Consider the following 24,106-nt stretch of genomic DNA (forward strand, 5'->3'; position numbering starts at 1 on the left):
AGCTCGGTGATGGTTTCCTGCTCGATCGGGACGTCCGACATGATCTGGCCGTGCACCAGCGTGTCGCCGGAGCGCACGAGGATCGTGCTCAGGTAGGTCCTCTGCTCGTCGACTGTCAGCGTCGCCTGCGTGGCGACCCGGTCGTCCCCCACCCTTCCGATATCCACGAGCTCGCCCGGGGTGTAGGTCTGGATCTGCCCGTCGCTGCCTACCGCCTCCACCGGTTCGCACTCCTCCGGCTTCTTCCGGACGTTCCCGACCAGCTCCTTGGCGTCCGACCCGTCCATCGCCACCACGACCTCCGACACCGCCGCCACGTCGCCCACGAAGGCGGCCGCCAGGCGGTTGGCAAAGCCGGCCGGCTGGGGGACCACGGTGCCGCACACTCCTCGCAGCTCGGGACCCTGGTAGTCGGGCAGCTCCAACGGGGATAGCCGGCGCATCGCCCCGAGGCCGGGGACCTTCAACAGGTCGACCGCCCTCACGATGCCGAGCTCCAGCTCCTGGCTCTTCACGGGTTCGGGCTCCCCGCCCCGTCCCGGCGGCCTGCACGCGGCGGCCACGCAAAGTAGCAGGACCAACGCGGGCATAACCAACCTGGGGTTCTTCATGTACATATCCTGCCACCGATAGCGTCCGGAGCATAGCGAAAACTTACAGCGACGGCCTCAGCTCACGAAGTACTGCCTCTGGTGCGATCGCTCGGTGTCACCGAAGTACCCTTTCCACCAGTCGTCCATGCGCAGGTGGCTCGGCGGGGTGTCGGAGGTCTTGGCGTTCTTGGAGGCCGCCCACTCCCGGAATGCAAAGTGGTTGTACATCCGCATGAACTCGCCTAGGTAGATCTCGGCGACCCGCTTGTTGCCCCTGATCACCAGCATGTTCTCGTCGTTGTCGGTGGTCGACGATGCGCTGAAGTTCGCCGAACCGGTCACCACAATCGGATCCGGGCCGAGGGGGTCGATGAGCATGTACTTGGTGTGGAGGTACTGGACCGCATGGTTCAGGCCGGAGAGCCGCTCCTCCAGCCACCGGTCGAACAGGTTCAGCTGCAGGTGGGCGCCGACAGCAAAGCGGTTCTCCGGCCGGAAGCGGAGCCTGGCGATGGCCTTCTCGGCGGCATCCCTGTCGGGCCCGGCCTTCATCGGCCGGACCGTCTTCTCCAGCAGGGCGTAGCGCATGTTCGCCTTGCTGCTCCGGTACACCTCCTGGAACCCCTCGTGCATCCCGAAGGCGAAAGTGGCGAACAGGCCGTCCTTCGCACCTGCGGCCAGGGAGATGTACCAGTCGAGCGCCTGGAGGCTGTCCCGCGGGCTGAAGATCGGCGTGGTCCCCACCGGCGGGAGACCGGCAGGCACGGGGAATTCGGTCACCAGAGCCGGTTTCAGCTGCTTGGAGCCCGGGTCGGCTGCGAGCAGGTCCCAGTAGCGGTGGTACGCCTTGGCGGTAGCCGGCTCCTGGACTATGTGGACCCCATTCGAGTGCCCGAAGATGCCTCCGGCCGTGAAGTTGGTCCCGCCGGTGAGGACCGAGGTGGGCTCCCCTCCCTCCAACAGGACGATGAACTTGTTGTGGGTCAGCTCGCTGGCGTTGGACTCCCGGGGGAAGCACAGGTCGTCGATGCCGGCCGCCTTCACCGCCGCCGCGTTCTTGGCGCCCGGAGTCTTCTTCCGGTGGTCGTAGACGATCTTCACGTCCACGCCCCGTTTGCGTGCATCGTCCAGAACCTTCAGGAACGGCTGGTAATGGAACTCGTAGGCGCAAACCCGCAGCCCGAATCCGGGGCCGGTCGCCTGGTCGACGAAGCCGGTCATCGCCTCGTACAACCCTCTGGACAGCCAGTCGAAGGCCGCCTTGCCGACCTCGTCGGGCTTTCGGTTGCCGAAACGCCGGGCGTACTCCTGGGAGGCGCCGGCCCCCCGGTTGAAGTAGACGTCGTGCGTGCCGCCTTCGGGGGTCTCGGTCTGGATGCGAACCGTGACCTCGGCGGTCTGCTGCAGGTCGGCCGGCTCGCCCTTCAGCGCCACGATGCGGTAGGTGTAGTCGTGCCCGGGCTTGGCGGTCAGGTCGGACCACGTGAAGCCCTGGATCGGGTGCGCCCGGGTGGAGTACTTGGCCCCCGGCGGGAAGCCGGGGTCGGTCGCCTCGAAGGTCTTGAGACCCTCGACCCAGGAGGCCTCCTCCTCGCCGTGGTCGGTCCGGTGGATGCCGAACCCCCGCAAGCCCTGGCAGTCCGCCTGGTCCAAGTCGATGCCGAGCAGCACGACGTTGGTGCCGGCGATCGCCTGCAGCGTCAGTCCCTGGCGCTTCTTCTTTACTTTCATTCCGCGGTCCACGCTATGCCGTCGGCGGGCCGGAGGAAAGTTCCTAACTCCCCTATTTTCCGCTGCGAATGTGCTCAGCCACGCGTTGAAGTGGTTCGGTGACAAAATGAACCCATGAAAAAGCGGCGGCTGCTTGTTTTCCTGATGGTCCTGCCGGCCCTGGTCGGTGCCGGATGCTCCTCCAACGAAGAGCCCGCCAGCGACCTGCCGGAGGGCAAGGGACTGTTGACCGAAGCCGCAGATGCTCTCGACGGAGTGAACACCATGCAATTCGTCCTCAAGGTCGAGGGTGACCGGCCCTCCAACTTCCAGATCACCGACGCCGAAGGCACGATCACCCGGGAGGGGTCCGTTTCCGCCACCGCCAAGGTGCTGCAGGCGGGCACGCTGGTGGAGTACGAGTACATCGTGGTGAACAAGATCCCGTACCTGAAGGGCCCGACCGGCGGCTTCCGCCAGGTCCCCGAAGCCATTTACAGCCGGATCTTCGACCCCACCGGCCTGCTGACCGGCGAACGCAGCCTGCCGAACGCCCTGCGCGAGGTCGAAAACGCCGAAACCGAGGACACCGAGGAGATCGACGGCGTCGACACCTACCGGGTCAAGGGCGAGTTGGACCCGACGCAGGTGGAGGGCCTGTCGCTGCTGGCCTCCGGAGTCGAAGGGGAGGCCACCATCTGGGTGAACCGGGAGACCAAGGAGATGGCGCGGGCACGCGTCCCGTTCACGGTCTCGGGCACCGAGGGCGAGACCGTCGTAACCGTGTCGCTCTCCAGGTTCAACGAGCCGGCGGACATCAAAGCCCCCGTCTAGTGCAGATGTTGCCCCGCCGCCGCCTGGCCGCCGGGGTGTCGTCGGTAGCCGTTCTCCTTGCGGCGCTCGACGCCTACGTCGTCGTCACCGTCATGGTCGACGTCATGCGGGACATGGGCATCCCCATCGAGCACCCGGAGCGGGCAACCCCTATCGTCACCGCCTACCTGCTCGGCTACGTCGCTGCGATGCCGCTGCTCGGGCAGCTGTCGGACCGGGTGGGGCGGGCCCGGGTCATCCAGGGCTGCCTGCTGGCGTTTGCGGTTGGGTCGGTCATCTCTGCGGTGGCGCCGACCCTGCCGGTGCTGGTCGCCGGCCGCCTGGTCCAGGGAGCCGCCGGCGGCGCCCTGCTGCCGGTGACCTTTGCAGTGATCAGCGACCTTTGGGAGCCGCGCTCCCGGCCCCTGCCGCTGGGGCTGGTGGGGGCGTCCCAGGAGCTCGGGAGCGTCCTGGGACCGCTGTACGGCGCCGGCCTGGCGGCGCTCGCCGGGTGGCGCAGCGTCTTCTGGGTAAACCTCCCGCTGGCCGGGCTGGCGATGCTGGCCGTCCACCGCGGCCTGCCCCGGGAAAGCGGCAGGAGCGACCTGAAGGTCGACCTCGGCGGCGGGCTGCTGCTGGCGTTCAGCCTGGGGGCTCTGATCGTGGGCCTGTACAACCCGGACCCTTCGCAGTCCGTACTGCCCGACTGGGGCGTCCCGGTTCTGGCCGTGGCAGCCCTGGGCCTGGCCGCATTCTTCGTCTGGGAGCGAAGGTCGTCCAGCCGCTTGATCGACATGACCACTGTTCACACCCGCCCGTTCGCCGCGGCGCTCGGCTGCAGCTTTTTGTCCGGCGTGGCCCTGATGGCGACGCTGGTCGACGTCCCCCTGCTCGCACGCACCCTCCTCGGCGAGGACAGCCTGGGGGGAGCGCTGATCCTCTCCCGCTTCCTGGCGGCGCTGGCGCTGGCCGCGGTGGCCGGCGGGCTGCTCACACGCAGGGTCGGCGAACGCCCGGTGGCCGCCGGCGGGCTGCTGGTTGCCGCAGCCGCCTACTTCCTGATCTCCCGCTGGCCGGTGGAGATCCTGGACGCCGGGTACCGTCTGGGACCGCTGACCGTCTCCCGGATGAGCTTCGACCTGATCCTGGCGGGCCTGGGCCTGGGCCTGATCATCGCCCCGCTGGCCTCGGTCGCCCTTCGATCGTCGGCTCCGGAGCAGCACGGGGTGGTTTCGGCGACGGTGGTGGTGGCCCGGATGATGGGGATGCTGATCGGAATCGCCGCGCTGGGGGCCGCCGGCGTCTACCGGTTCCAGCAGCTGACGAAGGACGTGGCGCCGCCACTGCCCTTCGAGTTGAGCGCCGGCGAGTTCCAGAGACAGCTGGCCGCCTACGAAGAGGCGGTCAGGGCCGCGCTCCACATCGAGTACGGCGAGCTGTTCCTGATCACCTCGGTCGTATGCCTGGCGGGATCACTGGTGGCGCTTGCCCTCGGGAGCAGGCAGCCGGAAGCGGACCAGACCGCCTAGCGCCGGCGCAGCGGGGGGACCTCGAGGCCTTGGGCCGAGTCTTCAATCAGTTGCCGGAGGCGTTTGGCAACCGTTTCCGCCCGCTTGGCGCTGGTCACCCAGAAGATCGCCGACTTCCGGTACGACGGCGCAGCGGCCTGGAACCACTCCCAAGCCGCCGGGCTCGCCCGGAACTCGGCCTCCTGCTCCTCGGTCAGGGTCGCCAGGTGGCGCTGCTCGTAGGAGTAGACACCCGAGCGGGCCTCCTGGCGCTTTTCGAATGCCGCCAGGCCGGCCGGGCGCATCAGGCCCTGCTCGGTCAGCTGGGCGACCTTGGCGATGTTGATTGCGCTCCAGTTGCTCTTCGGCCGGCGGGGGGTGAAGCGGATGGTGTGGGCCTCGTCGCCCAGAGAGCGGCCCTTGCCGTCGATCCAGCCGAAGCACAGTGCCTGGTCGACCGACTCGGACCAGGTCATGGACGGCTTGCCCGCCTTCTTTTTGTAGTACCCGACCAGCACCTCGTCGGCAGTCTCGTGGTTCTCCTCCAGCCAGGTCCGGAAGTCTTCGGGCGCCGGGAAGAAGATCGGGTCCACCCGGCTACTCTTTTGCGCCGGCCAGCCGGAGCTCGCCTTCGGTCCCCGGAGCGACGTTCGCGGCTCCCGGAATCAGGCAGCGCACCACGGAGGTCGCCGGCACCAACTCCGTCCTCTCGCAATCGAAATCGGACCCGTCGAGGCGAACCGATGCTCCGACGATCAGATCCGGCAGCCCGGAGCCTGCCGGGGCGGGTGCGACCAACTCAAATCCCGGGGCCTGGATCTCCCCGACCACCCGCTCGATCTCGCTGGCGCCGTCCGGCACCCGGTTGGCTTTGATCCGGACCACGCCGTCGTGCAGGGCCCTGCCCTGCGCGATGCCCGACTCCAACTGGCGGATCTGTGCCGCCAGGATTGCCGGCGCCCGCTGGAGCTCTACCATCCGCCGCTGCGCCTCATAACGCTTCCACGCCAAAGCGGCATTCGCGTTGTCCATCAAAAGGGTCGCCTCGCTCACACTTTCCCTGAGCGCGTTCATCCGGGTCTGGTGGTGGAGCTTGCCCAGCTGTACCGCGGCTCCGTAGGCCCTCGCCTCGACAGGGTCCCCGAAAGCCTGGAGCCGGAGAAGGGTTTGTTCGGCGACCCTGATGCCTGCGGCGCCCTCCGCCTCGGCGGCGTCGAGGCGGCGCACGGCCTCCGCGCGTGCTTCAGTGGCGCGGGCGGCGGCATCCTCCTCAGGGCGAAAGTCGGGCGGAGGCGCCTGCTGAGCGTTCTTCAGTTCAAGGGCGGCTGCCTGCTCCCTAGCACGAAGCTCGTCGAGCTGTTTCGAGACCCCCTGTTTCATCTCGCGGTAGAGCGCGTCGCCCTCCTTGACCAGCGCGCCATCCTTGACCAGCCACTGGACAACGGAACGGGAGGTTATGCCGGTCAGAGGGGTCGCGGGAACCGGTTCGACGGTCCCCCTCAAAACCACCGGCCCCGCCGCCTCCCGGGTGGCTGCCACCGGAACCGGGTCTGACCCGGGATCGTCGTTGCCGGCGATTCCCACCGGCGCAGCGGTCGCCAACGCCAGGATGACCGCCCCCAGAATCGGGTACCGGCGGCGCCGTACGGCCATAAGAGCGCGCGCGATACTCACCAGCCAGGGGGGCCAAACATTTTCCCAGAATAGGCAGCGAGGCGGCAGTTGTACAGAAAGCCGGTCGCCTACCGGTGAATCGCCTCAGGAGGAAGGCTTGGGGTCGTGGACCCTTTCGTTCTCCAGCAGGCCTTTGGTGACGGCGACGAACATCCCATCGGTCCCTGCGACCTCGATCTCGGTTTCGTCCGTCTCCCCTTCTCTGACCACCAGGCCCCTGGTGGCCGAAAGCATCTCCACGGCTCCCGCCGGCACGACCAGCACGTCGTTCAGCTGCTCGACCGCCACCCTCAACTCGGCTTCCTGGCCGTCCTCGACCTCGGGACCGGCGCTGAGGAAACAGCGAACCCGGGCGTCCGATTCGCCGCCCTCCCGCTCGGTTCGGTCACATGCAAACTCGGAGGGCCCGTCGGGCAGCCGCACGGCGGCAGCGCTTATCGGATCGGGCAGCTGCGTTAGCTGATCCGGTTCGACTCGGGCCTCCATGACCAGACCGGGTGGTTGGAGCCGGCCGATCACCCGGTCGGCAGCGGTTTCCCCCGCGGGAACTTTTCTGGCGTCGATCCGAACGACGCCGCTGTGTTCGGCCGTGCCCTGGGCGATGCCCGACGACGCGCGGCGCAGTGCAGCGGTAAGAGCCGCCGCAGCCCTCCGCAACTCCGGCAGCCGGCTCTGCGGCGCAGCGCTGGGGACGGGGGCCGCCGGCTGGCCGGCGAGGGCCTCGTTCAACCGGTCGGTGGCCGCGTTTATCTGAACCCGGACCTCGTTGGATCGGTTCAACCGCTCCGTGACGGCGGCGTCCCTCGCCTGGACGGCTGCCTGGATCTCCTCTTCGGTCCCCCGCGCCCGGGCCTCGGTCAACCGTTGCTCGGCTGCGCCGACTGCGGCGTCCCCCTCCGCTTCGACGGCCTCCAGGCGCCGGACCGCCTCCGCACGCTCCTCGGTCGCCCGGGCAACGGCTCCTGCGTCTGGAATCGGGGTGGGCGAAGGGGGCGGGGGCGACGCCTCCGCTCTCCTCAGCTCCTCGATCGCCTCCTGCTCCTGCTTCCGCAGCCTTTCGAGCTCCGCAGGGTTGTCGACCCGCATCTCCCGGTAAAGCGGGTCACCCTCGTCGACCTGTTCCCCGTCCTCGACGAGCCACTCGACCTCGGAGCCCGGGGTCAGGCCGGTCAGAGGGGTGGCCGGAACAACATCGAACGCGCCCTGGAAGATGACCACGGTGGTAAGGGTTCGCCTGGTGACTGCAACCAGCGGCTGGTCGCCGGAACCCGTGTCTTCCGCGCTTTGGACGATAACGACGGTGGCGGCAGCTATTGCGACTGCGATGAGGGCCCCGAGGAGGGCTTTTCTTCTATGCCGGACGACCCGAAGCACCCGAGCGACCGGTGTCAGCTACTGAATCTGAAGGGTGGCATTTCGCCAAGAATAGGTAGCGGAGGGGCGGAAGTACAGGACTGCCGGGGTGGCCTTACGGCCGGATTTCCCTTTGTCCGAGCGCCAGGAGCACCGGGGCCAGGCTGGCCAGGTCGCCCTTGAGGTAGAGGCGCCGGCCGTACACGTCCTCCAGCCTGATGCGGCTGGGGATGAAGGCGTGGGTGTTGACGGACACCGAGTGGATCTCGGACCAGCGAAGGTAGCGGGCGGAGCCCCGGTAGAAGTGGGCCTCGACCCCGTACGGTCCGACGTTTACGTCCCGGACCAGGCGCACGAAGGGCAGGAAGACAACCAGCAGGCCGGCGGTTTCCATCGAAGCGAACTGGAAAGCGGTCACGGCGACCTCGCCGAGAGACATGGCGTAGAGGTTGGCGAGGATGAAAAGCGCCGCCAGGGTGCCGGGTCCGGCCCAGATCAGGCGGGCGTGGTTGGGTCGCTGCTGGGCAACTTGGCCTTCGACCTTTACCACCACGGTGTTCCCCCTTAAAGCTTTTCCCCTGCCTGCTGTATCGGCAGGAAGTCCATGCTGTTAAGAGGTATTCGCCGCCAAACCCTTACAGGTTTGCTGCGTTTTTGTACCGAACCGGGATGCCCTTCCGCGCCATGTGGTCCTTTACCTGGTTGATGCGCAGCTCGCCGAAGTGGAAGAGCGACGCGGCCAGGACCGCGTCGGCCCGCCCGTCGGTGATCGCCTCGGCGAAGTGGTCCAGGGTTCCGGCGCCCCCGGAGGCGATGACCGGCACGTTCACCAGGCCCGAAACCGCGCGGAGCAGCTCGTTGTCGAAGCCGCTTTTGGTCCCGTCGCGGTCCATCGAGGTAAGCAGGATCTCCCCCGCTCCCCCGGCGACGCAGTCCTCGGCCCACTTCAGGGCGTCGATCCCGGTCGGCTTGCGGCCCCCGTGGGTGAAGACCTCCCAGCCGCCGGTGCCGTCGGTGCGGCGGCGGGCGTCGATAGCCACCACCATGCACTGGGCGCCGAACTTGTCGGCCCCCTCCCGGATCAGGGCCGGCCGCTCGATCGCGGCGGTGTTGACCCCGACCTTGTCTGCCCCCGCCCTCAAAAGCCGGCGCATGTCGTCGATGGTGCGGACTCCTCCGCCGATGGTCAACGGGATGAACACCTGCTCGGCGGTGCGGTGGGCCAGGTCGACGATCGTGTCCCGGGCCTCGTGCGACGCGGTGATGTCCAGGAACACCAGCTCGTCGGCGCCCTCGCGGTCGTAGGTCGCCGCCAGCTCCACCGGGTCCCCGGCGTCGACCAGGTTCACGAAGTTGATGCCTTTGACCACCCGCCCGTCATGGACGTCCAGGCACGGGATGACCCGTTTAGCGAGAGTCACGAGTCGAGCTTGGCCTGTGCCTCGGCCAGGTCGATGTTGCCGTTGTACAGCGCCTTGCCGACGACTATCCCCTCCAGGCCCTTGGGGGCCAGGGTCGCCAGCGCAACGAGGTCGTCGGTGTTCGTCACTCCGCCGGCGGCTATCACCGGGATCGACACCGCGTCGAGGACCTCCTCGATCGCCGGCAGGTTGGGCCCGGTCAGGGTCCCGTCCCGCTCGATGTCGGTGAACATGATGCGGCGGACCCCGGCGTCGACCATGCGGTTCAGAGCCTCCAGGGTCGGCATGCCGCTCCCTTCGGTCCAACCGCCGACCCGCACGGTCCCGGCGCGGGTGTCGAGCGAAGCCACCAACTGGTCGCCGAACTCGGTGGTCGCTTCGGCCAGCCACTTGAAGTCCATGGACTTGGTTCCGACGCATACCCGGGTCACCCCGAGCTCGACCCAGCGGTCGATGGCCTCCAGGGACCGGATGCCCCCGCCGATCTGCACCGGGACCTTGGCGGCCTCGATGATTCGGCCAATCGGCTCGGAGTTGTCGATGCCGGTTCCGGTGGCGCCGTCGAGGTCCACCAGGTGCAGCCACCGGGCACCCCGGGCCTCCCACTCCAGTGCGGCGGCGACCGGGTCCTGCCCGTAGATCGTCTTCTGCCCCATGTCGCCCTTGGTGAGCCGCACGACCTCACCGGCGACCATGTCCACGGCCACCAGAATCACCGGAGGGTTCAAGAGATCTCCTCCAGAAGGCGGCGGTAGAGCGCCAGCCCGTCGTCGCTGGACTTCTCGGGGTGGAACTGGACTCCGTAGACGTTGCCGTCGTGGACCGCGGAGGCGAACTGCACGCCGTAGTCGGTCCGGGCGGAGACCACCCGCTCATCGGTGGGCACGCAGTAGTAGGAGTGGACGAAGTAGAAGTACCGGTCGTCGAACTCCCCGAACACCGGCGAGTCGCCCGCCGACAGGGTGTTCCACCCCATGTGGGGGACCTTGAGCGAGGTGTCGAACTGCTCCACCCGCCCCTTCAGGATCCCGAGGCCCTTGGCGTCGCCCTCGTCGGACTCCTCGAACAAAAGCTGCATGCCGACGCAGACGCCCAGCAGAGGGCGCCCCCCGGCGGCCCAGTCGACCAGGAAGTCCTTCAGCCCGAGCTCGGCCAGGTTCTCCATGCCGTGGGAGAAGTGGCCTACGCCGGGAAGGACCAGCAGGTCGGACTGCTCGAGCTCGGCCGTCCGGTCGGAAACCGAGACGGTCCCCCCGGCGTGCTCTATGGCTTTCGAGACACTGGCGAGGTTTCCCATTCGGTAGTCCACGACGCCGACCTTCAACATGCTCCTTCTGGGTAAGGGGTCGGCGTCGGGCGTCGGTAGTCGACAACGCCGACTTTCAAAGGACTCCCTTTGTGGACGGAACTGCATCGCCCCGCCGGGGGTCCCGTTCGACGGCAATGGCCAGCGCCTGCGCCATCGCCTTGAAGACGCCCTCCACGATGTGGTGCGAGTTCCTGCCGTCCTGGAGCTTGATGTGCAGGGTCATCCCGGCGGTCCGGGTGAGTGCCATGAAGAACTCCTCGGTGAGCTCGGGGTCGTAGTTGCCGATGGCCTCGGCGGGAACCGGGACGGAGTAGCTGAGCAACGGACGGCCGGACAGGTCGAGCGCCACCTGCACCAGGGCGTCCTCCATGGGTACCAGCGCCCAGCCGTAGCGCCGGATGCCCTTTTTCTCCCCCAGCGCCTCGGTGAGGGCGTTGCCCAGGCAGATACCGGTGTCCTCGACCGTGTGGTGGGAGTCGATCTGGAGGTCGCCGGTCGCCTCGACGTCGAGGTCGATCAGCGAGTGGCGGCCGAGCTGGTCCAGCATGTGGTCGAAGAAGCCCACGCCGGTGTGGATGTTTGTCCTGCCCGTGCCGTCGAGGTCGACACGAAGCTTGATCTGCGTTTCCCGGGTCTGCCTCGAGACCTCGCCTATCCGGCTCACCGGGGGGTCAGCAGGGTGGAGAGCGCCTCGAGGAACTTCTCGTTCTCCTCGTGGGTCCCCACGGAGACTCTGAGGCAGTTCTCGCAGCCGGGGGTCTCGGAGAAGTCCCGGAGCAGGATGCCCCTGTCGAGCAGGTCCTGCCAGACCTCGGTCGCCGGCCGGCTGTCGCAGCGGAAAAGGATGAAGTTGGCCTCAGAGGGGAAGGCGGTGACCCCGCGCAGGCTGGTCAGCTCGTCGTACATCTTGGTCCGCTCGAAGGCGATGGTCTCGATGGTCCCCATGATCTCGTCGGCGTGGTTGAGCGCGGTGAGCACCGTCGCCTGGCTGAGGGCCGAGAAGTGGTACGGCAGGCGGACCTTCTGGACCTCCTCGATGATCCGGGGCGGCGCCACCAGGTAGCCGATGCGGGCACCGGCCAGCCGCCAGGACTTCGAGAAGCTGCGGGTGATCACCAGGTTGTCGCACTCCTCGACCAGGCGCAGATGGCCCCGGCCGGAGAACTCGACGTACGCCTCGTCCAGGATGACAAGCGCCGGCGACGCCTCGCAGATCGCGATGACCTCCTCGGCGCTGTTGGAGTTGCCGGTGGGGTTGTTGGGCGAGCAGAGGAAGACCACGTCCGGGCGGTGCAGCTGGATGGCCTCAATCGACGCTTCCGGGTGGATCGTGAAGTTGGGGTTGCGGCGGGCCCTCAGGTGCCGGGTGCCGCTGATGCGGGTGATCTGGCCGTGCATGCCGTAGGTCGGCTCGAAGGTCATGACCTTGCGTTCGGGGCCGCCGTAGGCCAGCAGCAGCTGCAGGATGATCTCGTTGGAGCCGTTCGCCAGCCACACCCGGTCGGTCAGGGTTTTGAGGTACTCGGCGAGCTTCTCCCGCACCTCGGTGAAGTCCCGGATCGGGTAGCGGTTGAGGTTGAGGCCGGCCACCCGCTGGCGGAGCTCCTCGTTGAACGCCTCCGGCGGGCCGTAGGGGCTTTCGTTGGTGTTGAGCTTGACCGGCGCGTCCATCTGCGGGGCGCGGTAGGGCTTGAGGTCGGCTAGGTCGCTTCGACCCTCGGGAGCGAGGCGGAGGTCTTGATCGTTCACCCTTCCACTCTACTTCCTAAGTGGGCGGCTCCTCGGCGAATCGAGCCCGGACCGCGCGGTTGTGGTTCACCAGGCCCTCGGCTTCGGCCATCGCCTGGATGTGGTCGGCCGCTGCGGCCAGCGACTCCTTGGTGTGGCGGATGACCGCCGAGGTCCGCTGGAAGTGGCTCGTGCGGAGGCCAGACGCCCACCTTGCGCCGCCCCCGGTGGGGAGCACGTGGTTGGAGCCGGCGACGTAGTCGCCGAAGGGAACCGGGGACCAGATGCCGACAAAAACCGCTCCGGCGTACTTGAAGCGTTCGTACTCGTCCTCGGCCCCTTCGAACAGCAGCTCGAGGTGTTCGGGGGCGAACTCGTTGATCACCTCGGCGGCCTGCTCCAGGTCCCGGACCGCCACGCCGACTGCACCCCGGTCCAGCGCCGCCCGCAGGCTGTCGGAGGCTTCTATCTCGGACAGGATCAGCGTCAACTCCAGCGCCACCGCGACCAGCGTCTCCTCCTTCCAGGTGACCAGGGCGAAGGTGCCGTCGGGGCCGTGCTCGGCCTGGGCGATCAGATCGAAGGCGATCACCCGGGGGTCGGCCTCGCCGTCGGTGACCACGGCGATCTCGCTGGGCCCGGCGATGGAGTCGATGCCCACCATCCCGGCCACCTGCTGCTTGGCCAGGGCGACGTAGATGTTGCCGGGACCGACGATGACCTCGACCTTGGGGATCGACTCGGTCCCGTACGCCATGGCGGCGATGGCCTGGGCGCCGCCGACCCGGTAGACCTCGGTGACGCCGGCGACCTTGGCGGCGGCCAGCGTTGATTGGGGAAGCGATCCGTCGGCTGCGGGCGGTATGCATAGAGCGATCTCCGGCACACCGGCCACGGCTGCCGGAATGGCGGTCATGAGAACGCTTGAGGGGTAGGCGGCTCGGCCGCCGGGGACGTAGCATCCGGCCCGGGCGACCGGGTGGACGGTTTCGCCCATCAGGCCGCCCCCGATCTCGGCCTCCCATGGCTTGAGGGCCTGGTGTTCGGCGAAGGTCCGGATTCGGCTCGCGGCCTCCTGGAGGGCGGCGATCAGCTCCGGAGGGCTGGCGTCGAAGGCGGCGTCGATCTCTTCCTGCGGCACCCGGAGGGCGTCGAGCTTGACCTTGTCGAAGCGCTCGGTCAGCTCGAAAAGAGCCCGGTCGGCCTCGTCGATGACCTTCTGGACGATCTCGCGGACGGCGTCGACCGGCTGCTCCTTCTCCGGCGGACGTGGAATCGCGAGATCTGGATTGGCTTTCAGATCTAGGAATCGCATGGGGATTCAGTCTAAGGGCGACCGAACGATCTTTTCCGTATTGACCGGCCCGAGCCATCGGGCCCGCCTCAACGGCGGGCCCGATGATGGTGGCCCGGCTGCTACAAGTCGTTCACGTCGTGGACCGCCAGGTCCGCCGAGACCGAGTTGCCGTTCAGCGTCGCCGTGATCCGCGCAAACCCCGGGCTTATCCCGGCGACCGTAAACTCCGCCGAGTTTTGTCCCGCCGGCACAACCACCGAGACGGGCACCTCTGCGACATTGGGATCGCTGGACTCGACCGTCACGACGGTGTCGGATGCCGCCGGCGACGCCAGGACGATCCTGCCCGTCGACTCAGTGTCGACCATGTCGTCGATGATGCCCCCGGTCCTGGCGAAGATCTGCTGGGGTTCGAGGGTTAACGACTGCAGGTACAGGATCGACTCGTCGGTCTGGCCGTTGCAGTTGTCGTCGATGTCGTTGCCGGCGACCTCCTGCGCTCCGGGGTTGGTGGCCGAACGGCCGTCGTCGCAGTCGGAGTTGTCCTCCACCCAGCCCGGCGCAAAGCCCGTCTGGCTGATGGCCGGGTTGCCGTAGCCGTCGTTGTCGGCGTCCCGGTAGAACGTCGTCTCCGGCTCCACTCCCTCGTCGGCGTCTCCGTTGCAGTTGTCGTCGACGCCGTTGGCCACCTCGGCCGCTCCCGGGTGAACCCCCGCGTTGTTGTCGTTGCAATCGGTCCCCGTGGCGACGTAACCGGCCGGTTCGCTGGTCGCCTGGATGGTCTGGGCGGGGTCCCCGAAACCGTCCGAGTCGGCGTCCCGGTAGAACGTGGTCGTCACTCCCCCACCGCCGCCGGCCGCCTCACAGATCAGGTCGCCGTCTGCTTCGAATCCCACTACGAACTGCCCTGCCGGACACCGCTGCCCTGCCACCGAGATACCGGGCGGGCCCTGAGGTCCCTCCGGACCCTCCGGACCTGCGGGACCCTCAGGCCCCTCCGGTCCAACGCTCGCGCCGCCCTCCCGGCTCCACTCCAGGGCCGTCTCCTGGCTCCTGCAGTCGTCAGCGCTGCCGACTACCCGGAGGTTCCCCGTCGTCTTGTGGACGCAGGCAACGATGTTCGAGGGCGCCGTGGTCTGGGCGCCGGCCACCCCTCCGAGAACCGCCAGGCTGAGGACCAGCCCGATGATGCTTGCGCCCCTGCGGTTCCGCCGGGGTTCGCTCGAAATGCTCCGCATGACTACTCCTTTGTTCGGTTTCTAAGCAAATTATTCTTTGGTGGAGATTCGCCCTGAAGGGTGGAGGCACGTCAACGGAAGTGGTGGTACCACGACACAACCGGCGCCCGAAAAAATCGATGATTGACGACAAGTAGAATGAGGAAAAAACCGTCCGGAGGGCTATGGCGGAGATCGTTCTCGAAAACGCAACTCGGCGGTTCCCGGACGGGACCGTGGGGGTGGACGCCCTCAACCTTCAGATCGCCGACGGCGAGTTCATGGTCCTCGTCGGCCCCTCGGGCTCCGGCAAGAGCACCGCCCTCCGCATGATCGCCGGCCTGGAGGAGATCAGCTCCGGCAACATCCGCATCGGCGACAAGGTGGTCAACGACCTCCCGCCCCGAGACCGCGACATCGCGATGGTCTTCCAGAACTACGCGCTCTACCCCCACATGACTGTCTTCGACAACATGGCGTTCGGCCTGAAGCTGCGCGACGTCGCCAAGGAGGACATCCAGACCCGGGTCGAACAGGCGGCAGAGCTTCTCGACATCAGCCAGTACCTGCACCGCAAACCCAAGCAGCTGTCCGGCGGGCAGCGCCAGCGGGTGGCGATGGGCCGGGCGATCGTCCGGGAACCGGCGGCATTCCTGATGGACGAGCCGCTGTCCAACCTGGACGCCAAGCTGCGGGTCCAGATGCGCATCGAGATCGAGCGCCTGCACCGGCGCCTGAACACCACCACCGTCTACGTCACCCACGACCAGGTCGAGGCGGTGACCATGGCCGACCGGGTTGCCGTGCTCAGGGGCGGCCGCCTGCAGCAGGTCGACACCCCACAACGGCTGTACGACCAGCCGGTGAACGTCTTCGTCGCCGGGTTCATCGGCTCTCCCGCGATGAACCTGGCCACCGCCGGCCTGGCGCTGTCCGGCGGCGACCTGGCGATCAAGTTCGCAGACCACAAGCTGACCGTCCCGATGATCGACGAGCTCAAGGACCGGATCGGTCACGAGGTGATCATGGGCATCCGTCCCGAGGGGTTCGAGGACCCGGAACTGGTGGCCGGCAGCACGTCGACCGGGCTGGTCGAGGTCGAGACGACCCTGGTGGAGACCCTGGGAGCCGAGACGGTGACCTACTTCGAGGTCGCCTCGCCCCGGGTCCAGATCCAGGACACGATGGACCTGGAAGCGGACAAGCGGCACGGCGCCCCGCCGCAGAAGGCCACCCGGGAGGGCCACTCGATCTTCACCGCCCGGTTGAACCCCCGGACCACCATCGCCGAAGGCCAGCGGGTGAAGCTGGCGGTCGACCTGGACCGTCTCTACTTCTTCGACCCGGAAACCGGGGAGAACCTCCGGTGAGCACCAGCCAGGAGGCGGCGCTAGGCGGAGCAACCCCCAGGGACCTGGACCGGAGCACCTCGATTCACCGGGGAAAGGGCTGGATCAAAAAGCACCGTTTCGAGATGGCCCTGGTCGCCCCGCTCGTGATCTACATCCTGGCGCTGACCCTCCTCCCAATCCTCGACACCTTCCGGCTATCGCTTTCGGGGGCACGCGGGGAGTCGTTTCCGTCGACCGCCAACTACCGCTCGATCTTCGAGTCGGAGCTCTTCCGCACCGCCTTCAAGAACACGGTGATCGTGGCGCTGCTGTCGCTGGTGCTGGAGCTGGTGATCGGGTTGGCCACCGCCCTGGCTCTGAACGCCCGATTCAAGGGCCGCAGCTTTGTGCGGACGATCATCCTGATCCCGCTCGGCGTGCCGACGATCGTGTCGGGTGCGGTCATGCTTCTGCTCTTCTCCCGCAGCGGCTACCTGAACAGCCTGCTGGCCGGGCTGGCCGACCTGTTCAACAAGCTGCCACTACCCGACTGGACCTTCGTCCCGCTCAGCTGGACCGTCGCCGGGGGCTGGCGCACGCTGTTCACGGTGGCCATCGCCGACATGTGGAAGGTGCTCCCCGTGGTCGTGCTGATCTTCATCGCCGGCCTTCAGTCGATCTCGGAGGACGTGTACGAGGCGGCCAGCGTCGACGGCGCCTCCAAGTGGCAGACCTTCAGAAAGATCACTCTGCCGATGATGGTGCCGTTCATCACGATGGCGGTGATCCTGAGGGCGATCGACGCTTTCCGGATCTACGAGCTCGCCCTGGTCCTGGCCGGACGGGTGGAGCCGGTTCTGGGGACCTATATCGGGAACCGCTACCTGCCGCCGACCAACGACGTGTACACCGCGGCGTCGTCGTCGATCGTGCTGTTCGGGATGATCCTGGCCTTCATCGTCCTGTACCTGAAGTTCGTCGCATTGAAGGAGCAGCGCTGATGGCGGTCCGCCGGGATCCGCTCGACCGCCCGCTGAAGGTGATCCTGCCGTTCTGGGTGATCGTCTCGGTGCTCATCGTCCTGTTCCCGGTGTACCTGGTGTTCATGGTTTCCGTAGCGCCCGGCTCGGCGATGTTCGGAGAGCGGCCTTCGTTATTCATCACCGAGCCGACGCTGCGGTTCTGGGAGACGGTCATCGAGCGCGGCGACCTGTGGGGCCCCTTGGTCAAGAGCCTGGTCGTGGCATCTCTGACCACGCTGGCCGCAATCGTGATCGCAGCCCCGGCGGCGTACGTGATCTCCCGGATGCCGGCCGGGACCCGCTACACGGTGGTGGTCGGGCTCCTGGTCACCCGGATGTTCCCGGAGTTCGCCACGGGTGTGTCGGTGGCTACCCACTTCGCCGGCCTGGGACTGGTCGACACCTACGCCGGTCTGGTCCTGGCGCACCTGATCGGGTCGCTGCCGTTCATTGCCTGGATCCTCGTGGGGACGTTTGAGACCATCCCCCGGGAGCTGGAGGAGGCCGCCCAGATCGACGGCGCCTCCCGTTTCGGAACCCTGATGCGGGTGGTGTTCCCACTGGCGGCGGCCGGGATAGCGGTGGCGTCGCTGTTCGTCTGGCTCTACTCGTGGAACGAGTTTCTCTACGCCCGGCTGCTCACGACCAACGAGAACACCCTGCCCCTGCAGGTGTTCCAGTCGATCGACCGGGGAAGCAAGCAGCAGATGGCCACGGTGGCGGCGGTTCTCACCCTGCCGATCCTGATGGTCGTCTATTTCGTGCAGAAGCACCTGAAGCCGGGAGCACTGGCGGGTGCGGTAAAAGGTTAACGACCCAGACGGAGGAGGAATGCGGATGAAACGAGCTTTGGTTGCATCTTTGATGGCTCTGGCGATGTTGCTGGGGGCCTGCGGCGGCGGCGATGACGGCGGCGGGAGTGGTGCGGTCGGCAGCGGCGAGCTGGAGGGCACCGAGATCACGTTCAGCGTCTCGCTGGCCGAGGAGGAGCAGGACGCGGTCCAGGAGCTGCTCGACCAGTTCGAGGAGGACACCGGGGCGACGGTCAACCTGACGTCGGTGTCGTCGGCCGATCTGCCGCAGAAGCTGCGGGTAGAGGTAGGCGCAGGCGAGCCGACCATCCACCTGTTCGCCCAGGACAACCTGGCGCTGAAGGTGCTGGTCGACGAGAACCTGGTTGAGGACCTGACGGACGTCGAGCTGCCTGACGGCATCATCGAGTCGATGATCCCCGAACAGTTTGACGACAAGACCTTCTTCCTCCCCTTCCGCCCCAACGTGCGGATTGCATACGCCAACCGGGACCGTTTCGAGGCAGCGGATGCCGAGCGGCCCACGACCACAGAAGAGTTTCGTGAGGTGGCAACCCAGCTGAAGGAAGAAGCGAACGGCACCCCGAAGGTGACGCTCTCGCTCGCCGAGGGCGACCCGGCAGCCGTGACCATCTCCGAGTGGCTGGTTTCCTTCGGAGGCAACCCGCTGGTCCTGAACGACGAGGGATCCGTGGAGGCGTTCACCTTCCTGCAGAACCTGTGGAAGGACAACCTGCTGGCCCGTGAGAGCCTGCTGGGCAAGTTCGACACCGAGGTCGACTACCTGCAGGGTGAGACCTCGTGGCTGGCCCAGAACTGGCCGGTCACCTCGGCTCAGCTCAACGACCAGGGACTGCTCGAGAAGTTCGACGTATACGAGGGCTGGGAGGGACCGGAACGGGCGGCGCACGTCATCGGCGGCGACGTTCTCGGCGTCCCGAGGGGAGTCTCGGAGGAGGAGAAGGAGGCGGCGCTCGCTCTTGCCGACTTCCTGATCTCCGAGGATGCGCAGAAGACGCTGGTCGAGCGCAACGCCTGGCCGTCGGTCCGTGACGACGCCTACAGCGACGTCCCGGAGGAGCAGCAGGACACCTTCGAAGCCATCCAGGCGGCCCTGGAGGACGGCTGGTTCCGTCCGAACGTGGCGTACTGGCCGAACGTCTCGGAGCAGATGAACGCTGCGGTCAAGCGGATCATCGTCGACGGAGCCCCGGTCAAGGCGACCCTGGACGAGCTGCATGCTGCCATCGAGGCAGCGGCCAGGGCGGCGGGAGCGGAGTACCCGCCGGCCGAGGACGGCGATGGCGGCGGCGCGGCCGGCATCTCCCCGAGCCCGGGGACCACGCCGGAGGCTTCGGCTTCGCCCACGGCGGCGGCCACGCCGAGCCCGGCAGCGAGTTAAAGCAGCGAAGGCGCAACGCAGGGCCCCTCTCGGGGGGCCCTGCGGCGCGTCCGGGCCCCTACCGGGCCGGTGTGATGTTCTGGTTGAGGTGGAACACGTTGTCGGGGTCGTAAGCGGCCTTCACCCGTGCCAGCTTGGCGAAGTTGCGCCCGTAGTTGGCCTCCACCCGGCCCCCGTCGTCCCCGGCCATGAAGTTGATGTAACCCCCTTCGCTCCCCGAGTGGGGGTGGATCGCGGCGTAGTACTCCTTCACCCACGCGGTGTTGGCTACGTTGTCCGCCGGGTCGGGCCACATGCCCGCGATCACCGCGGCAAACTTCTTGTCCCTGTGCCCGAAGGCGGTCTCGTCCGGCCCGACCCGGTGGGCGGCGCCGTTGATCGGGTAGAGGTGCATGGTCGAGTTCACCACGGGGGTGCGCTTGCCGTGGTCGATGTGGGCGGCTATCGCCTCGTCGGTGAGATCGTCGACGAAGTCCGCCTTCCAGTAGTGCTGCAGGCCGTGCGGGACCAGGCCGTCGAAGGCGGAGTTGAGCGCCGGGTACGGCATGGGGCCGATGTGCGAAGCCGCGACGGGGGCGACATCGTGGAACGGCTTGAGCACGGCGTCCGCCTCGCCGGGGTCGCCGGTCCAGCAGACGACCATGGCGCAGAACAGGTCTCCCACCCGCTCCTCGGGGATGAACGGCAGGGGCGGGGCGATCTGCCAGGCGAAGAACATGCCCAGCTCCTCCGGCGCCTTCTCGACGTACTCCCGGTAGAACTGCATGACTGCCGCGGCGTCGTCCACCTCGTAGAACAGCGGGCCGCCGATGATCGTGTCGACCGGGTGGAGCCGGAACTCCATCGAGGTGACGACACCGAAGTTGCCGCCGCCGCCCCTGAGTGCCCAGAACAGGTCCTCGTGCTGGAAGTCGCTTGCGGTGACCAGCTTGCCCACGGCGGTCACCACGTCCGCCGCCAGGAGGTTGTCGATGGAGAGGCCGCACCCCCGCGTAAGGTGACCGATCCCGCCGCCGAGCGTGAGGCCGGCGACCCCGGTGGTGGAGATGATCCCCCCGGTCGTGGCCAGCCCGAAAGCGTGGGCGGCGTGGTCGAAGTCACCCCAGGTGGCGCCGCCCCCTACCCGGGCGGTCCGCTTTGCCGGGTCGACGTGGATGTTGCGGATGGGAGACATGTCGATCACCAGGCCCCCGTCGCAGGTGCCGAACCCGGGGACGCTGTGCGACCCTCCCCGGACGGCCAGGTCCAGCCCATGCTCCCGGGCGAACCGGATGGATGCGATCACATCGGCCGCGTCGGCGCACCGAACCACGGCTGCCGGGCGGCGGTCGTGCATGGCGTTGTAGACGGCACGCGCCTGGTCGTAGCCCGGGTCCTCGGGGGTGACTACACTGCCCCGGATCTGGGCCGCAAGCTCGGCAAGGGTCGTTGTCATGAGGGTTCCTCCTTCGATCGATAACGGTTGCGGCCACCCTGAAGGACTGCCCGTTCCCAAAACGTTATGGCGCCGTTATCCCGGAGAAATCTCAAAAATCAGCGCCCGACACGATCTGCCGGGCCTCCGAGATCAGGGCTAGGCCCTCGGCCTGTTCCACCCGCGACAGGATCAGGCCGAGATCGGCCCGGGTCTCGGCTGTCGGATCGCGGCGGGCGAGCGAGCAGGCCGCCTTGAGCTCGAACCAGAGCGCTCCCTGCGAAGAGGCCGACTTGAGGGCCTTCTCGAAGAGTTCGACCGCCCCATCCCGGTCCCCGGCTGCAGCGGCCATCTCGCCCTGGAGGCGGAGGAGCTCAGGCTCCAGGTAGCGCTGGTCGTGCACCTCGGACCAGCGCATCGCGCCTGCCGCCACTGCTACGCCCGACTCCCAGTTCCCTTCTCTCAGATGGGTCCGGGCCAGCAACGTCATGCCGTAGGTGAGGTGGAGCGTCTGGGTCTCGAGGTGCCACCCCTCCAGAGTTTGGGCCAGGCTGCCCTCGCCGTCCCCGCTCACCGCATCGAGCCAGCCCTGCATCAGGCCTCCCACCCGGAGGAAGTAGCCGAGCTGCCGTGCAGACCAGATCGCCCGGCCGGATTCGACCTCGGCTTTCAGGGCCCGGGGGTCGTCGCGCTCCACCGCCAGCATCGAGGTGTACATCCGGATGTAGCCCTCGGTGGTGGGGTGGTCGATGGTTCCTGCGTAGCGGACCGCCTCCTCGGCCAGCCTGGCGCTGGACGAGGGCCTGCCCTGCCAGAGCTCGGTCACGGCCAGCCGGATCATCGAGACCGCCCGGGGGTCCTGGGCGAATCGTTCCAGGTGCTTCCCGGCATCCTCCGGCCGGAAGAGGCCGATGGCCGTCTGCAGGTGGTGGGAGGCCGCTGCCAGGTCGCCCCGCCAGAACGACCCGACGCCCAGCAGGTAGTGGCCCTCCACCGCAGCCGTGGGGTCGCTGTCCGCCTGATGGAGCAGCGACTCGCCGAACCTGGCCGACCGGTCGAACCGGCACGACATCAACGACGCGAGGCCCAGCCCCCGCAGAACCGGCGGCTCGACCAGCCGGCCGAGCCGCTCGCACAGCGCAGTGGCCCGGGAGTAACAGTCCTGGGCGGCATCGGAGCCGTACCCCTCCCGCGCCACCAGCGGCACCCCGAGCGCCATCCGGATCTCCAACTCGCTCTCCTCCCGAGCCCGCCCAGGCGGGAGCTGTTCCAGCAGGAGAAGCGCACGACGGAACCCGGCGATAGCATCCTCGAGGGCGAACACCTCCACCGACCTGCGCCCGGCTCGCTGGTAGGCCGCAACCGCTTCGTTGAACATCCCGGCCGCCTGGTAGTGGGCGGCAATCGACCCCGGCTCGCCGGATTCCTGCACCTCCAGGGCACCGGCAACCCCGCGGTGCAAGAGCCGCCGCCGCGCCGGGGGGATCAGGTCGTAGGCGACCTCCCGAATCCGGTCGTGGCTGAAGTCGTAACCGGCCGGCTGCTCCCGTATGACCTGGCGCCGCCACGCCTCGTCGAGTGAGTCGACCAGGCGGTCCGGGTCCGAGCCGCTCGCCGCCGCCAGGACCTCGACGCTGAACGACCGACCGATAGTGGCCGCCACCTCCACCATCCGGCGGGCCGGGTCGGAGAGCTGGGCAAGCCTCGAGGAGATCACCGCCCGGACCGTGCGGGTGAGGCTCGTCCGCTCTCCGGCATCGAGGCCGGTGCGCGCCGCCTCGACGATGAACAGCGGCTGCCCTTCCGTGTCCCGCCACAACTGCTCGGCATCGGCCGGCTCAAGCGTCCGGCCGAGCAGGCCGGATGCCAGTTCCCGGGTCGAGTCCGGGTCGAGCCGCCCCAGCTCTATTTCCGCCAGAAGCCCGTCCCGCTCGAGGGCCTCCTGGAGACGGGCCACCGGGTGGTCGTCGTCGACCTCTCCGGTCCGGAGAGTCGCGGCAATCATCAGGCGAGCCCCGGCCGCAGTCGCCAGCAGGCGACCGATGAGCTGGATGCTCTCCTGGTCGGCCCACTGGAGGTCGTCGGCCACGAGAAGGACCGGCCGGGGCCCGGGCAAGAGGGCGCGGCGGAGGGCGTCGAACAGCTGGTGGCGGCCGGTATCGCCTTCGGTCGGGGGCGGGACGGGGTCGCTGCCGGAGCGCAACTCGGGCAGGAGCCGGGACGCCTCGGAGCGCCACACCGGCTGGAGCCGCCCCAGACCGGCCTGGATCGCAGGTGCACGAAGCCACTCGATCACCGGCCCCCAGGGAGGCCGGCCGGCGGCCTGGTAGGCGCGGGCGGAGGCGACGATTGCCCCCTCGGCCGCGGCCAGCCCGGCGAGCTCTTCCACCAGGCGGCTCTTCCCGATGCCCGGCTCGCCGGTCACCATCAGCAGATGCGCCCGGCCCTGGACCGCCCGGCGCCAGACCTCCACCGCTTTGGTCATCTCGGCGTCCCGGCCGACGAGACGCGAGGAAGGGTTCTGTGGCGTGCTGGGAGCGTCCGCCGGGGCGCCGAGCGACTCGTAGGCCGCCCGGGTGCCCGGGTCCGGCTCGACGTCAAGCTCCCTCCGGAGGATCTCGACGCAGCGGTGGTAGGTGCGGTAGGCCTCCGCACGATCCCCCCGACGGGCGCTCGCGGTTACGAGAACCCGGTAGGCGGGCTCCGAGAGGTTGTCCACGGCGAGGGTTCGCCGGGCGTAGGCGGCGGCCGAGTCGTTGTCGCCCGAGCCGAGAGCCTCCTCGGCAAGCTGCAGGAGGGCTCCGACGGCGTCGGAGCGGAGGCGGTCCCGCTCGGCCACGATCCGGTCGTCGTAGCTTCCGGGCAACAAATCGCCTCCGTAGTGACGGGCGGCCCCGGCCAGATCGCCGGCGGCCAGCGCCCTTCGGAAAGCCACTACGTCCACTTTTGCCGCCGGCCTCCAGCCCAGGCTCTGCGGGGTGACCTCCAGATACGCGTCCGCATCCGGCAGCTCCCGGCGCAGGTCGTGCAGTAGCTTCCGCAGGTTGCCGAGGGCCTGGCTTTCGGACGATTCGGGCCACATCTCATAAGCCAGGCGGGCGCGGTTGTGGACGTCGCCGAGGGAGAGGAAGGCAAGGAGGCGCTGGAGGCGGAGCGAGTCGAAGCCGGGGAGGCGCTTGCCGTTGAGCGCGACCCCGGCGTCGCCCAGGAGCTTGACTTCGAGCGATCCGCCGGAGGGGTCGATGCTGGGCCGGGACATTGGGCACCCACCCTATCTAAAGCCGTGAAATTGACTGAAAGTTTTTTACCAAGAGCCCCTCTGGGGGCCGGTTTTGTCATAGGTGGTTCCTAGTATTTAGGACATGTGCGAATCGATTGACGAGCTGGTTACGGGTCTTCAGACCTTCGTCGAGAGCTTCGACCCCCAGGCCCTGGACCGGGATCGGTCCAAGGAGATGTTCGACAAGTTCGTCCTGGTCGAACGCCTGGGGGCCGCCGGCAA

General features: G+C 67.9%; 21 protein-coding genes. 6 read left to right on the plus strand and 15 right to left on the minus strand.

What is annotated here, in order from left to right:
* The coding region (locus VFV09_03695) for a hypothetical protein (protein ID HEU4866812.1) at positions 1 to 611 on the minus strand (611 nt) is incomplete at its 3' end.
* A 57-nt stretch (positions 612 to 668) separates the two neighbouring features.
* Positions 669 to 2,324, minus strand: a complete 1,656-nt coding sequence (locus VFV09_03700; protein HEU4866813.1) for a phospholipase D-like domain-containing protein — start codon at positions 2,322 to 2,324, stop codon at positions 669 to 671.
* A gap of 114 nt (positions 2,325 to 2,438) precedes the next feature.
* On the opposite strand from VFV09_03700, the gene VFV09_03705 reads away from it, so the two are divergent.
* Positions 2,439 to 3,137 carry an LppX_LprAFG lipoprotein gene (locus tag VFV09_03705; protein ID HEU4866814.1) on the plus strand — a complete coding sequence of 233 codons (699 nt, stop codon included), beginning with the start codon at positions 2,439 to 2,441 and terminating at the stop codon, positions 3,135 to 3,137.
* A 5-nt stretch (positions 3,138 to 3,142) separates the two neighbouring features.
* On the plus strand, positions 3,143 to 4,645 hold the full coding sequence (locus tag VFV09_03710; GenBank protein HEU4866815.1) for an MFS transporter: 1,503 nt from the start codon (positions 3,143 to 3,145) through the stop codon (positions 4,643 to 4,645).
* Here VFV09_03710 and VFV09_03715 read toward each other — a convergent pair.
* The 11 genes from VFV09_03715 to VFV09_03765 all read right to left on the minus strand — a co-directional run bounded on the left by VFV09_03715 (position 4,642) and on the right by VFV09_03765 (position 14,644).
* Positions 4,642 to 5,217, minus strand: coding sequence for a YdeI/OmpD-associated family protein (locus VFV09_03715; GenBank protein HEU4866816.1), 576 nt, complete (start codon positions 5,215 to 5,217; stop codon positions 4,642 to 4,644). The genes VFV09_03710 and VFV09_03715 overlap by 4 nt on opposite strands.
* Before the next feature lie 4 nt (positions 5,218 to 5,221).
* Positions 5,222 to 6,298, minus strand: coding sequence for a hypothetical protein (locus VFV09_03720; protein ID HEU4866817.1), 1,077 nt, complete (start codon positions 6,296 to 6,298; stop codon positions 5,222 to 5,224).
* An 84-nt stretch (positions 6,299 to 6,382) separates the two neighbouring features.
* Positions 6,383 to 7,672 (minus strand): hypothetical protein, encoded by a 1,290-nt coding sequence (locus tag VFV09_03725; GenBank protein ID HEU4866818.1) that lies wholly within the window; start codon positions 7,670 to 7,672, stop codon positions 6,383 to 6,385.
* Positions 7,673 to 7,766: 94 nt separating this feature from the next.
* The gene (locus VFV09_03730; GenBank protein ID HEU4866819.1) at positions 7,767 to 8,204 is read right to left on the minus strand and encodes a hypothetical protein; all 438 of its coding nucleotides are present in this window, start codon (positions 8,202 to 8,204) and stop codon (positions 7,767 to 7,769) included.
* Positions 8,205 to 8,286: 82 nt separating this feature from the next.
* A complete protein-coding gene (gene hisF, locus VFV09_03735) occupies positions 8,287 to 9,072 on the minus strand; it encodes an imidazole glycerol phosphate synthase subunit HisF (protein HEU4866820.1) in 786 nt (261 codons plus the stop codon).
* Positions 9,069 to 9,800 (minus strand): 1-(5-phosphoribosyl)-5-[(5-phosphoribosylamino)methylideneamino]imidazole-4-carboxamide isomerase, encoded by a 732-nt coding sequence (gene hisA / locus VFV09_03740; protein ID HEU4866821.1) that lies wholly within the window; start codon positions 9,798 to 9,800, stop codon positions 9,069 to 9,071. Before hisA ends, hisF begins: the two co-directional genes overlap by 4 nt.
* Entirely contained in the window at positions 9,797 to 10,399 is a 603-nt protein-coding gene (gene hisH, locus VFV09_03745; protein HEU4866822.1) for an imidazole glycerol phosphate synthase subunit HisH, read from the minus strand. The genes hisA and hisH overlap by 4 nt, the downstream gene beginning before the upstream one ends.
* Positions 10,400 to 10,454: 55 nt before the next feature.
* Complete coding sequence (hisB, locus tag VFV09_03750) at positions 10,455 to 11,036, minus strand: imidazoleglycerol-phosphate dehydratase HisB (protein HEU4866823.1); 582 nt, start codon at positions 11,034 to 11,036, stop codon at positions 10,455 to 10,457.
* Between the two features lie 5 nt (positions 11,037 to 11,041).
* Positions 11,042 to 12,130, minus strand: coding sequence for a histidinol-phosphate transaminase (gene hisC / locus VFV09_03755; GenBank protein HEU4866824.1), 1,089 nt, complete (start codon positions 12,128 to 12,130; stop codon positions 11,042 to 11,044).
* Positions 12,131 to 12,146: 16 nt separating this feature from the next.
* Positions 12,147 to 13,424, minus strand: a complete 1,278-nt coding sequence (gene hisD, locus VFV09_03760) for a histidinol dehydrogenase (protein ID HEU4866825.1) — start codon at positions 13,422 to 13,424, stop codon at positions 12,147 to 12,149.
* A 101-nt stretch (positions 13,425 to 13,525) separates the two neighbouring features.
* Positions 13,526 to 14,644, minus strand: coding sequence for a putative metal-binding motif-containing protein (locus VFV09_03765; GenBank protein HEU4866826.1), 1,119 nt, complete (start codon positions 14,642 to 14,644; stop codon positions 13,526 to 13,528).
* Positions 14,645 to 14,808: 164 nt separating this feature from the next.
* Between VFV09_03765 and ugpC the strand changes: the two genes are divergently transcribed.
* From ugpC to VFV09_03785, 4 genes are read left to right on the plus strand one after another with little or no spacing between them, the layout of a single operon-like run.
* Complete coding sequence (ugpC, locus tag VFV09_03770; GenBank protein ID HEU4866827.1) at positions 14,809 to 15,993, plus strand: sn-glycerol-3-phosphate ABC transporter ATP-binding protein UgpC; 1,185 nt, start codon at positions 14,809 to 14,811, stop codon at positions 15,991 to 15,993.
* Positions 15,990 to 16,955, plus strand: a complete 966-nt coding sequence (locus tag VFV09_03775; GenBank protein ID HEU4866828.1) for a sugar ABC transporter permease — start codon at positions 15,990 to 15,992, stop codon at positions 16,953 to 16,955. The genes ugpC and VFV09_03775 overlap by 4 nt, the downstream gene beginning before the upstream one ends.
* Entirely contained in the window at positions 16,955 to 17,788 is an 834-nt protein-coding gene (locus tag VFV09_03780) for a carbohydrate ABC transporter permease (protein ID HEU4866829.1), read from the plus strand. The genes VFV09_03775 and VFV09_03780 overlap by 1 nt, the downstream gene beginning before the upstream one ends.
* Before the next feature lie 25 nt (positions 17,789 to 17,813).
* Positions 17,814 to 19,190 carry an extracellular solute-binding protein gene (locus VFV09_03785; protein HEU4866830.1) on the plus strand — a complete coding sequence of 459 codons (1,377 nt, stop codon included), beginning with the start codon at positions 17,814 to 17,816 and terminating at the stop codon, positions 19,188 to 19,190.
* A gap of 58 nt (positions 19,191 to 19,248) precedes the next feature.
* On the opposite strand, the gene VFV09_03790 is transcribed toward VFV09_03785, so the two are convergent.
* Both VFV09_03790 and VFV09_03795 read right to left on the minus strand, forming a co-directional pair.
* Positions 19,249 to 20,625 (minus strand): FAD-binding oxidoreductase, encoded by a 1,377-nt coding sequence (locus VFV09_03790; protein ID HEU4866831.1) that lies wholly within the window; start codon positions 20,623 to 20,625, stop codon positions 19,249 to 19,251.
* A 91-nt stretch (positions 20,626 to 20,716) separates the two neighbouring features.
* Positions 20,717 to 23,863 (minus strand): AAA family ATPase, encoded by a 3,147-nt coding sequence (locus VFV09_03795; GenBank protein ID HEU4866832.1) that lies wholly within the window; start codon positions 23,861 to 23,863, stop codon positions 20,717 to 20,719.
* Between the last annotated feature and the right edge of the window lie 243 nt (positions 23,864 to 24,106).

It is taken from the genome of Actinomycetota bacterium (genome assembly GCA_035759705.1).
Classification (GTDB): domain Bacteria; phylum Actinomycetota; class CADDZG01; order JAHWKV01; family JAHWKV01; genus JAJCYE01.